Source organism: Enterocloster aldenensis (genome assembly GCF_003434055.1).
Lineage (GTDB): Bacteria > Bacillota > Clostridia > Lachnospirales > Lachnospiraceae > Enterocloster > Enterocloster aldenensis.
Genome location: NZ_QVEX01000010.1, coordinates 118,227 through 131,321 on the forward strand (window position 1 = coordinate 118,227; position 13,095 = coordinate 131,321).

The following is a 13,095-nucleotide window of genomic DNA, read 5'->3' on the forward strand; positions in this document are numbered from 1 at the left end:
TTGCGCCGGCTGACACCGCGTTGTTTACACACTCAATCTGCTGCGCATCGTCTTTTGTATTGGGGGCCATGAACTGTACGGTCACGCCCAGTTCCCCTGCCGCCTTCTGGGCGCCCTCGTTCAGAGTGACCCAGTGCTGGTCAATGGAGTCCATGGTTATCAGGGCAATCATGGTGCCGGAGCCGGCTGCCGGTGTCTCAGTCTTTGCCGCCTCAGTGGCTGCGGATGCCGCCGTGGAAGCCGCCACATCCTCTGTCTTGCTGTTGCATCCCGTCATAAGGGAAGCTGCCAGGCCCAGGGAACAAGCCAATGCTAACATTTTTTTCATTGCATTTTCCTCCTTTTTGCTTTCACATACGTTTCTCAATGCATATATTAGCGCTGCCGGGACTGCTGCGGTCATAGGGTGTAAACCTGCGATACAGATAAAGCCCCGGGCGTCTAATTCTATTTCCTTTCCCTAAGACTTCTTTTCAGCCATCGGGCGTTTCCGGATCAGCATGCCCTTGCGCAGCACCACATCCAGAAGCACTGCAAATACCACGATGATGCCGATTACAAGGCGCTGGATACCTACCTGGACCCCAATCATGTTCAGTCCGTTCTCCAGTGTCTGCCATACGGCCGCGCCTGCAAATGTCCCCAGCAGGATACCGGTCCCGCCAAGCGGCGAGATACCGCCGATAACGCCTGCCGCAACCGCGTACATTTCATACATGTTGCCTGCCTCCATATTGCCCATGTTGGCCTGGCCGCAGAGGATGAGTCCCACTACAAAGGAACAGAATGCGCTGACAAGATATGTCTTTGTCACGGTTGCCACCACGCTCACGCCTGACAGCTTGGCTGCCTCCACATTGGAACCAATGGCATAGATATGGCGCCCTGTCCTGGTCTTGGAGAGCAGGAAAAAGAAGGCGATGAACAGCACCAGCGCAATCCAGAATGTATTAAACACGCCGGCTGTCTTGCCGTAGTAGAAAAAGGCCTGGAACTTATCAGCTGCTTCCTTGCCGATGCCGGAACTGATGGCATCCGTATTCCGGTTGCCGTTTACCATATAGGCAACGCCCCTGGCCACGAACATGGTTCCCAGGGTTGCAATGAAGGGCGGCAGCTGGAACTTTCCCACCAGGATGCCGTTGATAACCCCGATGGCCAGGCAGCAGATTAATGTGATGAGGATTGCCGCCATGGGATTAACCCCGTGTGTCATCAGGGTGGCGGATATCATGGCGCTCATGCCTACCACGGAACCGATGGAAAGATCGATATTTCCTGTTATGAGCACGTAACTCTGCCCGATGCCGATAATCAGGTATTTTGACATGGAACGGAACAGATTGGTTACATTCTGGCCGGAAAACACCGTGGGATTAATGGCGCCAAATGCTATATAAATGATGATAAGCCCTGCAAACGCAGTCAAGGCCCCCCTCATGCCCCGGATATTCAAAAACTGTTTCACAGCCCCTTGATTCTTGTGATTCATTGCTTTTTCCTCCTTGCTATGCGCACCCGGCGCCTGGGTCCCGGATGCCTGGTTGCAGTGCGCGCCCGCCCTGCTCCGGTCATACTACCTTTTTCTCAAACCTGGTTGCCAGTGTCAGGATGCTGTTCTGGGTGGCTTCATCCGCCATCAGTTCCCCGGTTATGCGCCCGTCGCACATGACTATAATCCGGTCCGCAATCCCCATGACCTCCGGCATCTCGGAGGATACGAACATAACCGCAATCCCCTGTTGTTTCAGCTGGTTCATAAGGTTATATATCTCAACCTTTGCCGCCACGTCAATGCCCCTGGTGGGCTCATCAAATATCACCACCCGAGAATTCCTGGCCAGCCATTTTCCCACCACCACCTTCTGCTGGTTGCCGCCGGAAAGGTTGCCTGCATTCACATCCACATTGGGTGTCTTGACCTTTAAGTCAGCCACCACCTTATTGCACATCTCATCTTCCTTTGTCCTGCTGACCACCCCCATCCGGCTGCACAGCAGGTCCAGGTTGGGAAGGGCGATGTTATGTCGGATGCTCAGCTTGGTGCACAGACCATCCTTTTTCCTGTCCTCAGGCGCCAGGACGATTCCTGCCCGGATGGCGTCCTCTGGCCTGCGGATCATGATTTCCTTTCCATCCAGGAAAAACTGTCCGCTCTCCTTGGGGTCGATTCCGAATATGGCCCTGGTGGTCTCGGTCCTGCCCGCGCCCATCAGCCCTGCAAAACCAACGATTTCCCCTTCGTAAAGGGAAAAATCCACATCCCTGACCATCCTGCCCGCGTTCAGGTTACTGACCTTAAGCACCAGCCTGCCCTTGTCGCATGTGACGCGGGGAAACTTCTCTTTGATTTCCCGGCCCACCATGTTGGAAATGATTTCATCCAGGGTTGTATCCTCAAAATTCATGGTTGTTATGTACTGACCGTCGCGCATGATGGTAACCCGGTCCACAATGGACTGCAGTTCTTCCAGGCGGTGGGATATGTATACAATGCCGCATCCCTTTTCCTTCAGGTTGTGTATGATGCGGAACAGGTCCTCAATCTCCCGGGCCGTCAGCGCCGAGGTGGGTTCATCCATGATAAGTATCCTGGCATGGGTGGAAAGGGCTTTTGCAATCTCCACCATCTGCTGTTTGGACACCGGAAGGTCGCCCACCACCTGATGGGGATCCAGGTCGATTTTGAGCTCATTCAGGATTGTCCTGGCTTCAGCCTCCATCTCCTTGTTGGACAGTATCATGCCCTTTACCTTCTCCCGCCCCAGGAACATGTTCTCCGATACGGAGAGATGCCTGCACATATTCAGCTCCTGGTGTATGATTGCAACCCCTGCCTCCTGGGCCTGCTTTGGATTCATGTCCCCATACTCTTTCCCGAATATCCTGACCGTGCCCCCATCCCTTGTATAGACACCGCTGAGCACCTTCATCAGGGTACTTTTTCCAGCACCGTTCTCTCCCAGAAGCGCCATGACCTCACCGGAACGCAGTTCAAAATGCACATGGTCCAATGCCTTTACTCCCGGAAAACTTTTGCAGATGTTCTCCATGGAAACAATCGTTTCACTCATTTTCAGCCACCTGTCCTTCTCTGTAATCAGTTTTCAGACCTCTATTCCCTGATTGTATTATAGCAGGACCCATCCGGATGGATAAGGGGGGCATAATCCTAATTAGGGGGGTATTATTATGCACTTTTACAGTTCACAGCGCTCCGACGGCAGTCAAATCCATCATTTTATATATATTACCGCGTCCAAACTCCCGGTTATAGGTATTTTCCGACAATTAAAAAATCCCCCTGCCAATCAGATATTGACAGAGGGACCCTGATGGGGTGACGGATATCACCCGTCTGTATCTTCGGCCTTCTCCTCATCATGGACCACGTATGATTTAAGCCGCTCCTGCATCTTCCTCTTACTCCGGCGGAGTATCAGCAGTATGACAATGACAGCCGCTGCCAGAGGAACCCAGATGGGGCTGGCTGCAAGGAACCAGATAATGAAGCCGGTCACTCCCCGGGACACGGCATTCAGGTTTTTTGTGAACCCTTTCCCAATCCTCTGCCCGATTCCTTCCGGCTCAGTGGGCGTAAAGGACGCTTCCTCCTTAATCTCATGGACGTACAGATTGACCGTACTGTAGTCCACCTGGTTGTCGTACAGCCTGAGCTGTGATTCCATGGACTCCAGCTGGTAGCGGATTTCGGAAAGCCGTTCTTCCAGGGCAATGACTGATTCCAGCGTATCCGCCTTCTCAAGCAGGGCCCAGATGCGTTCCTGCTCCACGGTCAGGGATTTCTTCCTGCTTTCCAGGTCGCTGTACTGTAAGGTGACATCCTGGGTGGTTTCTGATTTGTTGGTTATATTGCCGTTTGCCTCCACGACAGATATAAATCCGTCCAGCCTGTCAATGGGGATACGGACCTTAAGGGATGCATACCGTGGAATCAGCTCATTGCGGTAGTTCAGGCTGTTGCCCGATATGTCTGACTGCTCCACATACCCGCCCAGTTCCCCAATCTTGTCTGTCAGCGTCTTTAGCAGCTGGTCAAATGCATCTGTCTCCAAGGACAGGTCCACGCTGCGTATCAGCTTGCGGTTTGACGGAAGGGCCTGTCCAAGGGACGTGGTGTCCGTCATCCCAGTCTTACTCGCGTCCAGTTCCAAACCCGCCTGCTCCTCCATAGCCCTTTCACCCGCTGTTTCCGCAGAATCCATGGCCTCATAGTCAGCGGCCGGCATGGCGGCTGTTGTCTGGACGCTCTTGGAACTTCCTGCGCAGGCCGACAGGCCCAGTATGGCTGACAGGAATACAGCAGATCCGTAAAACAGTAATCTTTTCTTCATCATACTTACCTCCTTCACCGCAAAGCGGGACGCCTCCGGCGGAAAAACAGTTTCAAACAGACCCAGGCACGGCTCAGTCCCCGAACCGTATCCCGGTCAGCCTCCTCACCTCATCCATGACCTCCATCTCCATGACGGAACCTTCCAGATGGGCTGCCCCCAGTTCCCTTCCACCGTCCTGCTGCGTAAGTTCCATCATCCGCTGCACTTCGTAATACATATTGTTGTCTTCCTTCTGGATTTCAAATGTCTCCTGCCTGCCGCCCCTGTATGTAACCTGAATCTTCCTGGTGTCCTGTATCTGCCAGATAAGCATGTTGGCATCCTCGCCCTGGATCTCACTGGGCTGGGCGGAATCCGTTATCTTGGAATATCTCACCTCCCCAAGCATGGAACCGTAATCCATGAGCACGGTCCCTGCCCCTTCCATATGATTGGGCAGGAAAATGCCTGAGGCCATGACCTGCCGGGGTTTTCCGAACAGCAGTACCATGGGGTGGATGCAGTACACGCCGATATCCATAAGGGCTGCATTGGAAAGCGCGGGGTTAAAGGCATTTTCAATGATTCCGTTTTTAAACGCATCGTATCGGGAGGAATACTGGCAGTACTGGAACACGGCGCGCCGGATCTGTCCCAGCTGCCCAAGCAGTTCCTTTATCTTTGCGAATCCTGGGTCGAATACAGGACGCATGGCCTCCAGAAGGATTTTCCCATTCCCATCCGCAGCCTTCATCATGCGCTCCAGTTCCTGTGCGCTGGATGCAATGGGCTTTTCACACAGCACATGTTTGCCGTGTTCCAGCATGAACACGGTCTGGGCGCAGTGGCTGCTGTTGGGGCTTGCTATGTATACCGCGTCCACCTCCGGGTCATCCCCCAGGGCCTTAAGTGTGGTATATACCTTGTCCGCGCCGTAAACAGACCCAAAGGCGCGTCCGCTGTCCTGTGACCTGGAATAGACGGCCTCCAGCTTAAAGCCAGGCACCTTTAAGGCGGCCTTCATGAATGTGTGACTGATTCTCCCTGTTCCTATGATTGCAAAACGCAGCATGGATTGTATCCTCCTTCTTCCGGACCTTATAAAACCTGCCCGGGACTCCTGCTTCTATTATAGCAAAAATCCCGGGCAGATCCCATACCATATTTCCCACACCTCAGGGTGTGTTTACCGGTTCAGCTTCCAGGCCCCCACCAACCGTTTCAGGTAATCCATATACCCGGCCTCCCGGACACTTCCGTTGGTGAGTACATTGACCTCACCCAGCTTTTTGCCTCCCAGGGTATATTCCAGTACCCCTGCTTTCTGTCCCGGCTCCACGGGCGCGGGCATGGATTCGGCCAGCACCAGGTTTTTCTCAATTGCCCCCAGGTCCTCCCCTTTCAGGCTGAGATAAGAAAACACACCTTCGTATGCAAGACCCACCTCATCCTCCACACCTCCTGTCACAGGCATCTGGGGAAGGGGGACATGTTCCTTGTCTTCATAGAGCTTACAGTTGGCATAGCCATAGTTTAACAAGGTCTGGGCGTCCCCGAACCTGGCCTTGAAATCAGGGGCGGCCATGATGGCGGCTATCAGCCGCACGCCATCCTTCTCCGCTGTGGCGGACAGGCAGTATTTCGCAATGGAGGTGGAACCGGTCTTTAATCCGGTCACCTTGAAATTCGTTGCCATCTTAAGCAGTTTGTTGGTGTTGGAAAGACCGAATTCCTTGGTTCCCTGCTTTGTGACATGGGTTATGTTCTCCATCCAGATGGTGGAATAATTATGTATCTGCGGATATTTGTTAATCAATTCCCTGCTCATAATGGCAATGTCCCTGGCAGTGGTCAGATGGTCCGGTGATTCCGTAAGGCCGCAGCAGTCCACAAAATGAGTATTGGCCATACCCAGTCCTGCCGCCCGTTCATTCATCATGCGTACAAATTCCTCTTCCGTCCCCCCTATGTACTCCGCCATGGCCACCGACGCATCATTGCCTGAAGCAATGACAATGCATTTAATCAGGGTTTCCACGGTCTGCTTCTCCCCTTCTTCCAGGAAAACCTGGGAACCTCCCATGGATTTTGCATGGGCGCTGGTGACCACCTCGTCCGTCAGATTGATTTTGCCTGACTGTAGCGCATCAAATATAAGTATAAGGGTCATGACCTTGGTAACGCTGGCCGGGCTGCGTTTCTCATCCGCCCCTTTTTCGTAGATTATCTGCCCTGTGGACGCCTCCATAAGTACGGCAGAAGGCGCCGCAATCTGAACCGCTGCCTGGGTATCTGCTGAAGGCGCTTCTGCTGGCTGGGAGTCCGAGGACGGCGCCTGGGCGGACCGGGTGTCTGCCGAAGGCACTTCCACGGCCTGGGTATCCCCAATTCGCTCCTCACCAGCCTGACCGTCCACGGCCTGACCGTCCGCTGCCTGACCGTCCGCTGCCTGACTGGCTGCCGCCCGGGCCGCCCCCGCATTCCCGCCCACAGCCGTTCTCAGTTCACTGTCAGCAGCAACCGCTCCCACAGGTATGGCAATATCGGGCTCCTGCCCCAGCGCCGTGGCCGCGGGATGGACCAGCAGGACTGTAAATGATAACAATATGGCTGCAATCCGTTTCATATCTTCCTCCGATAAACTCATCTGCTACTAATTGTATGGGGACGGACAAACAGCTTATTCCCGATTTTCAGTCATTTTTCCTGCAAATCCATAATATATCCGCTGCATGGGCACGCCGGTGCTTTCAGCCTGCGCGGTTCATTCTTATGCGTTTTACCTGCACGCATCCACGGCGGCCTGTACCCATAGGTCCGGCCTTAATGGCAGTCAGGTCATGTTTTCCCCGGCCACATCCACTTCCCGTATGCACCGCTCCATTACGTGCAGCCAGTGTCCGCGCATCAGCTCCCCGGCCCGGTCCGCGTCCTTCCTGGCAAGGGCGTCCAGGATATCCCTGTGGTGCTTGACGGATTCCTTTCTCATCATATTCTTATGGAAATAGTGGTATTTGATTCTCTGGATGTGCAGGAGCAGCATATGGGAGAATTCCGTAATGTACTCATTGCCCACTGCCTTAACAATCAGTTCGTGGAACGCATTGTCACAAAGGATGGCTCTTTCCGCCTGATTGGCATCGCATGCCTCTGAGAACTCCTTCTGGACCTGTTCAAGTTCAGCCAGCTGTGTCTCAGTCAGTATGAGGGCCGCCTGTCTGGCTGCCAGTCCCTGGATTTCCGCCAGGGGACGGTAACATTTCTCAATATCGTTCTTATCCACGTCCGCAACCGTGGTTGCACGGCCGGGCGTTACTTTAATCAGTTTCTGGGCCTCCAGCATCTGGAGCGCTTCACGGACCGGCGTCCGGCTTACATCAAAATAAGCGGCCAGTTCTGTATCTAAAAGCTTCTCCCCAGGCATCATCTCTCCGCGCATGATCCAGTCACATAATGTCTCATATACCAGATCCTTGGCTGATTTGCGCTGCAGGGCGCTGTCTTTTTTCGGTATTGGCACGGTATGGCCTCCTGTCTTTTGGTTGTTAATAAGCATGTACCTGATACGGCTTTGATCCATGCCATATCGGAGCCATATCCCATCATGAAGCCTGACGAAACATCCCGGCATAGGGCCAAAACCAATGTACGCTATATATAATATATCACATACACTTATCTCTATCAAGAATGTTAAGAAAATATCAGGGTTTTCCTGCTTTTCTCCCTAAATCCGCTGGTTTTTTGTGTATATTGCATGTATTTCGACTTATAATCCTGTCAGTTCTAACCATATTTACAATCCTTTCCATAACAATCCTTTACAACCAAGTTCACATATGTTATATTCAATATGCAATATATCGCACACAAAATATTGTGCTAGAATGAAAACATTCACAGAAAGTGAGGATCATGCACCATGAACAAAGAAGAACTGTTAGTATCCCTATGCCAGGAGGCAATCCGCATTCCCAGCATGTCCGGCCATGAAAAGGAAGTGGCTGGGCTTTTAAAGAAAACCATGATTGACTATGGCTTTGACGAGGTGAACATTGACAAATACGGAAGCGTTCTGGGCATCATCCATGGCAGCCGTCCTGGAAAGACAGTCCTGATGGACGGGCACATTGATACTGTGGATGTCATTGACCGTGACCAGTGGAGCCATGACCCCTTTGCTGCCGAGATTGAAGACGGCAGGATTTATGGCCGCGGCACCTCTGATATGAAAGGAAGCGTCTGCGCCATGATTACGGCCGCGGCCCAGTATGCAGAGGACACGGGCAAGGATTTTGCAGGCAATATCTGTGTATCCTGCACCGTGCATGAGGAATGCTTTGAAGGAGTTTCTTCCCGTGAGATCAGCAGACAGGCCAAGCCTGATTTCGTCATCATCGGCGAGGCCACCACAACCACGGTCAAAATCGGCCAGAGGGGCCGGGCCGAGGTGGTGGTGGAGACAGAAGGAAAAAGCTGCCATTCCTCCAATCCGGAAAAGGGTGTTAACGCGGTTTATCATATGATGGCTGTCATAGAAGCCATCCGCGGCATCAAAGTGAATGAGCACCCAATCCTGGGTAAGGGGATTCTGGAACTTACAGACATCATTTCCTCCCCCTATCCCGGCGCATCCGTGGTCCCATCCATATGCAGGGCCACCTTTGACCGCCGCACGCTGGTAGGCGAGGATGAGGCATTTATTCTTGGACAGGTTGAGGAAGCAATTGAGGAAGCGAAAAAGAAAGTGCCTGATTTAAAGGCCAGGGTATATCTGGCGCAAGGCAGCGAGAAGTGCTGGACCGGCGAGACCATTGAGGCCAAGAGGTATTTTCCTGCATGGCTCATCGATGAAAAGGATGAACTGGTGCAGAAGGCCCTGGCAGGACTTAAGGAAGCCGGCATTGACGCCCCCATCTCCCACTTTGCATTCTGTACCAACGGAAGCCATTTCTGTGGGGAGGCAGGAATCCCATGCATTGGTTTCGGCCCGTCCCTTGAGAGCCTGGCCCATGTCAGGGATGAGTACATAGAAATCGATCAGCTGAAAAAAGCGTGCAGGGGATTCTACGGCATCCTTTCCCAGCTTACAAAATAAACCATTGTATTAACATAAGAAAAGAGGTATCGGTATGGAAAACTTTTTAGTAAAGCTTAACTCCTTTCTCTGGGGCGCTCCTGTATTAATCCTGCTCTTTGCAGTGGGCCTTTTGTACGCTGTTAAAACACGGTTTTTCCAGTTCCGCCATTTTAAGCACATCATGAAAAATACGGCCGGTGAAATGTTTAAAAAAGGTTCCGCAAAAGGGGATGGAACCCTTACCCCTCTCCAGGCTGTTTCATCCGCACTGGCAGGATGCGTGGGAACCGGCAACATTTCCGGCGTTGCCACCGCTATCTTTGTGGGAGGTCCCGGCGCCGTATTCTGGATGTGGATTATCTCCCTGTTCGGCATGCTGACCAAGTGCGTGGAAGTCACTCTGGCCCAATACTACCGAATCAAAGGCAAAGACGGCGTATACTACGGCGGTCCCATGTATTACATTGAACAGGGCATGGGCCGCAAATGGAAACCCTTAGCCATCTTTTTTGCCATAACCATCATTGTGGGCGGTCTGGGAACCGCTGCATTCGTACAGCCCTTTGCCATGTCCAATGCCATGAACAACGCCTTCCACATCCCCACCTGGATCATCGTCGTGATAGCCGCCCTGATCTGCGGCACCGTGCTGATCGGCGGCGTGACCGGAATCGGCAGGTTCTGTGAAAGGGTAACTCCTGTCATGTGTGTAATCTATATCATCACTGTCCTGGGCATCATCCTTACGCATATCAACCAGGTCCCACAGGCAATCGCTACCATTTTCACCCATGCCTTCACTCCCCTTTCCGCAACAGGCGGACTGGCAGGAAGCACGGTTGCCATGACCCTCAAGCAGGGCGCTGCACGTGGTACCTTCTCCAATGAGGCAGGATGCGGCACCTCCCCCATCACCCATGCAACCGCCATCACGCCCCACCCATTCAAAGAAGGCATGTACGGTTCCTTTGAGGTATTCATCGACACCCTGGTTGTCTGTACCATGACAGCGCTGGCCATCATCTGCAGCGGTCCGGAAATCTGGCAGAGCGGCCTCAAGGACGTGGCGCTGACCCAGTCCGCATTTGCCTCCACCTACGGAAACCTCGGCCCCATCATCGTGTCGGTCTGCCTCTGCCTGTTTGCCTTCTCCACAATGGTTGGATGGGAAATCAACTACGAATCCGCCTTTTTCTATATCTTCCCAAAGGCGTCCGGTTCCAACGCAGCCAAACTGCTCATAAGGCTGATCTGGCTGGTTCCCGGCTTCATCTCCCTTGGAAAGACCCCGGAACTTGTGTGGACCGTGGTGGACATCGTATCCGGTTTCTGGTGCATCCCCAATGCCATTGCACTGCTGTTCTTATCAGGGACATTTATGAAGGTATTCAATGATTATCAGGAAAAATATATGAAAAACTAATCCAGTGTGAAGGAGGGGCGGCGTTTTAGGCCCTGGCATCAAAAAGGGCGGTAGAAGCAGCCCCTCCGGAACCTGGCGTCCGGGCCGCAGCCGTCCTAAGGAACCTGTCCGGCCCCGCCGTTCCTCACGGGACAGGCCGCGCCATGGCCCCGCGGACGTACCCTCGCGCCCCAAATCTTACTTAAAGCGCCTTTCTCAGCGCCTCTGCCATCTCCTCATATTCCTCATCCCTAAGCATGGTCTTCCCGCTGTTCATTTCAAAGGTGCCGCCCCATTCCTCGCCGCCCTTGTATTTGGGAACTATATGGAAATGCAGATGGCAGCCCGTGTCGCCGTATGCGCCGTAGTTTACCTTATCCGGGTTAAAAACCTTGTGCACGGCCCTGGATACCTGGGCGATCTCCGCAAAGTAATCATTCCTCTCCTCATCCGTCAGGTCTATCAGCTCGCTTACATGCTTTTTGTGGGCCAGGATCACCCTTCCCTTCTTGCTCTGCTCCTTGAATATATAAAGGAAGCCTGTCTTCATTTCACATACAGGATACCCGAATTTGGCAACCAGCCCTCCCTGCATGCAATATGCGCAATTCGTATCTTTTACCATTTCTTCCATGACCACTATCTCCTTTATGTTTGATTTTATTTTGGTTTTAACATACCACTTATGGGTGGCAAAAGCAATTCCAATATTTGTTTTTCTTTCTATGTACCATCTTTTCCATTTCTATGTTATAATGATACACAAGTATCAATATAGGAGCAGTGTTATGAGTAAAGCAGACTTCAGACGCAGGCAGGCACGCAGGCGCAGACATAAATTAACCATGATGTCGAGGCATCTTCCGACATTTATTGTATTATTGGCCATCACACTACTGGTAGGGGGCGGTGTTTTCACCCTCTACCGGTTTGTTTTGGGGAAACAGCCCCCAAGGCCGGGCAGCTCTGTCCAGGCAGCAGTATCCTCTGCCCAGGCAGACCCTTCTTCAGGCGGCGTGACCAGCCCAGGGCCCTCGGATGAGGGCACGCAGGTAATAGAGGATGATGTCTCCAGGCTTATTGCCCAGGCGGACAGGCTGGCGATGGGTTACGATTATGACAAGGCCATTGACCTTGTCAACAGCAGCGGGCTGGACGTGACCGAAGCCAGGGTGCAGGAAGCCCTTGGGCGGTATGAGGCAGAAAAGGCAGCCCTGGTGCCGGCTGATATGAATAAGATTACCCATGTATTCTTCCACACACTGATTATGGATACATCCAAGGCATTTGACGGTGACAAGGACAGCGGAGGGTATAATTCAGTCATGACCACCAAGGATGAGTTCATGAAAATGCTTCAGGCCATGTATGACCGTGGTTATGTACTGGTGCGGATCCATGACATTGCCTACGAAGAAACGGACGGAAACGGCAGCAAACGGTTTGTGAAGGGCAAGATCATGCTGCCCGAGGGCAAGCAGCCATTTGTGATGTCCCAGGATGATGTGTGTTACTACCCATACATGGACGGGGACGGATTTGCCAGCCGTATTGTAATCGGCGAGGACGGCAAGCCCACCTGTGAGATGGTCATGGATGACGGCACCGTGTCTACCGGTTCCTACGACCTGGTTCCCCTGCTGGAGGATTTCATTCAGGAACATCCTGATTTCTCATACAAGGGAGCAAGGGCCATCATTGCATTTACCGGATATGAAGGCATTCTTGGCTACCGTACGGCTTCCTCCTATTCAGACAGCCCCACCTATGAGGCTGACAGGGAACAGGCCGCCAAGGTGGCGCAGTGCTTAAGGGACAATGGCTGGGAGCTGGCCTCCCACAGCTGGGGCCATCTGCAGCTGGGGGTGGCCAGGAATCCGGAGGATGGCTTTGCCATTTCCGAGGAGCGTTTCCGCACGGATACGGACAAGTGGGAAGCCGAGGTGGAATCCCTGATTGGCCCCACGGATATCCTGCTCTATCCTTACGGCAACGATATTGCTGACTGGCACGCATATAAGGATGACAACCCCCGGTTTCAATATCTGGAGTCCAAGGGATTCCGGTATTTCTGTAACGTGGATGCCAGTACCCCATACTGGATGCAGATGGGCAATAACTATCTGCGCATGGCAAGGAGGAACCTGGACGGCTACCGGCTCTATGAGGACATGACCCAGACAGACCCGGCCAAAAAGCGCTTAAGCGATTTATTCGATGCGGCTCAGATATTCGATCCTGCAAGACCCACTCCGGTGGAGTGGAGTTACCAATAG

The 13,095-nt window shown here is 52.9% G+C and carries 10 protein-coding genes and 1 pseudogene; 3 read left to right on the forward strand and 8 right to left on the reverse strand.

The window, feature by feature from the left end; all coding sequences use genetic code 11:
* From DWX59_RS29420 to DWX59_RS18720, 7 genes and pseudogenes are all read right to left on the reverse strand, one after another.
* Window positions 1-328: pseudogene (locus DWX59_RS29420) on the reverse strand (substrate-binding domain-containing protein); the annotation flags it as partial.
* A 132-nt stretch (window positions 329-460) separates the two neighbouring features.
* Window positions 461-1,492, reverse strand: a complete 1,032-nt coding sequence (locus DWX59_RS18695) for an ABC transporter permease (RefSeq protein ID WP_117560716.1) — start codon at window positions 1,490-1,492, stop codon at window positions 461-463.
* A 79-nt stretch (window positions 1,493-1,571) separates the two neighbouring features.
* A complete protein-coding gene (locus tag DWX59_RS18700) occupies window positions 1,572-3,074 on the reverse strand; it encodes a sugar ABC transporter ATP-binding protein (protein ID WP_117560717.1) in 1,503 nt (500 codons plus the stop codon).
* A gap of 276 nt (window positions 3,075-3,350) precedes the next feature.
* Window positions 3,351-4,358, reverse strand: coding sequence for a DUF4349 domain-containing protein (locus DWX59_RS18705; protein ID WP_235845109.1), 1,008 nt, complete (start codon window positions 4,356-4,358; stop codon window positions 3,351-3,353).
* A gap of 70 nt (window positions 4,359-4,428) precedes the next feature.
* On the reverse strand, window positions 4,429-5,409 hold the full coding sequence (locus DWX59_RS18710) for a Gfo/Idh/MocA family protein (protein WP_117560719.1): 981 nt from the start codon (window positions 5,407-5,409) through the stop codon (window positions 4,429-4,431).
* Window positions 5,410-5,523: 114 nt separating this feature from the next.
* Window positions 5,524-6,963: a D-alanyl-D-alanine carboxypeptidase family protein gene (locus tag DWX59_RS18715; protein ID WP_117560720.1), complete on the reverse strand. Its 1,440-nt coding sequence runs from the start codon at window positions 6,961-6,963 to the stop codon at window positions 5,524-5,526.
* 207 nt (window positions 6,964-7,170) lie between these two features.
* On the reverse strand, window positions 7,171-7,857 hold the full coding sequence (locus DWX59_RS18720) for a GntR family transcriptional regulator (protein WP_117560721.1): 687 nt from the start codon (window positions 7,855-7,857) through the stop codon (window positions 7,171-7,173).
* A 402-nt stretch (window positions 7,858-8,259) separates the two neighbouring features.
* Between DWX59_RS18720 and DWX59_RS18725 the strand changes: the two genes are divergently transcribed.
* Entirely contained in the window at window positions 8,260-9,435 is a 1,176-nt protein-coding gene (locus DWX59_RS18725; protein ID WP_117560722.1) for a YgeY family selenium metabolism-linked hydrolase, read from the forward strand.
* 34 nt (window positions 9,436-9,469) lie between these two features.
* A complete protein-coding gene (locus DWX59_RS18730; RefSeq protein WP_117560723.1) occupies window positions 9,470-10,840 on the forward strand; it encodes an alanine/glycine:cation symporter family protein in 1,371 nt (456 codons plus the stop codon).
* Between the two features lie 181 nt (window positions 10,841-11,021).
* Here DWX59_RS18730 and DWX59_RS18735 read toward each other — a convergent pair whose 3' ends face one another.
* Complete coding sequence (locus DWX59_RS18735) at window positions 11,022-11,453, reverse strand: HIT family protein (protein WP_117560724.1); 432 nt, start codon at window positions 11,451-11,453, stop codon at window positions 11,022-11,024.
* 154 nt (window positions 11,454-11,607) lie between these two features.
* On the opposite strand from DWX59_RS18735, the gene DWX59_RS18740 reads away from it, so the two are divergent.
* A complete protein-coding gene (locus tag DWX59_RS18740) occupies window positions 11,608-13,095 on the forward strand; it encodes a polysaccharide deacetylase family protein (RefSeq protein ID WP_117560725.1) in 1,488 nt (495 codons plus the stop codon).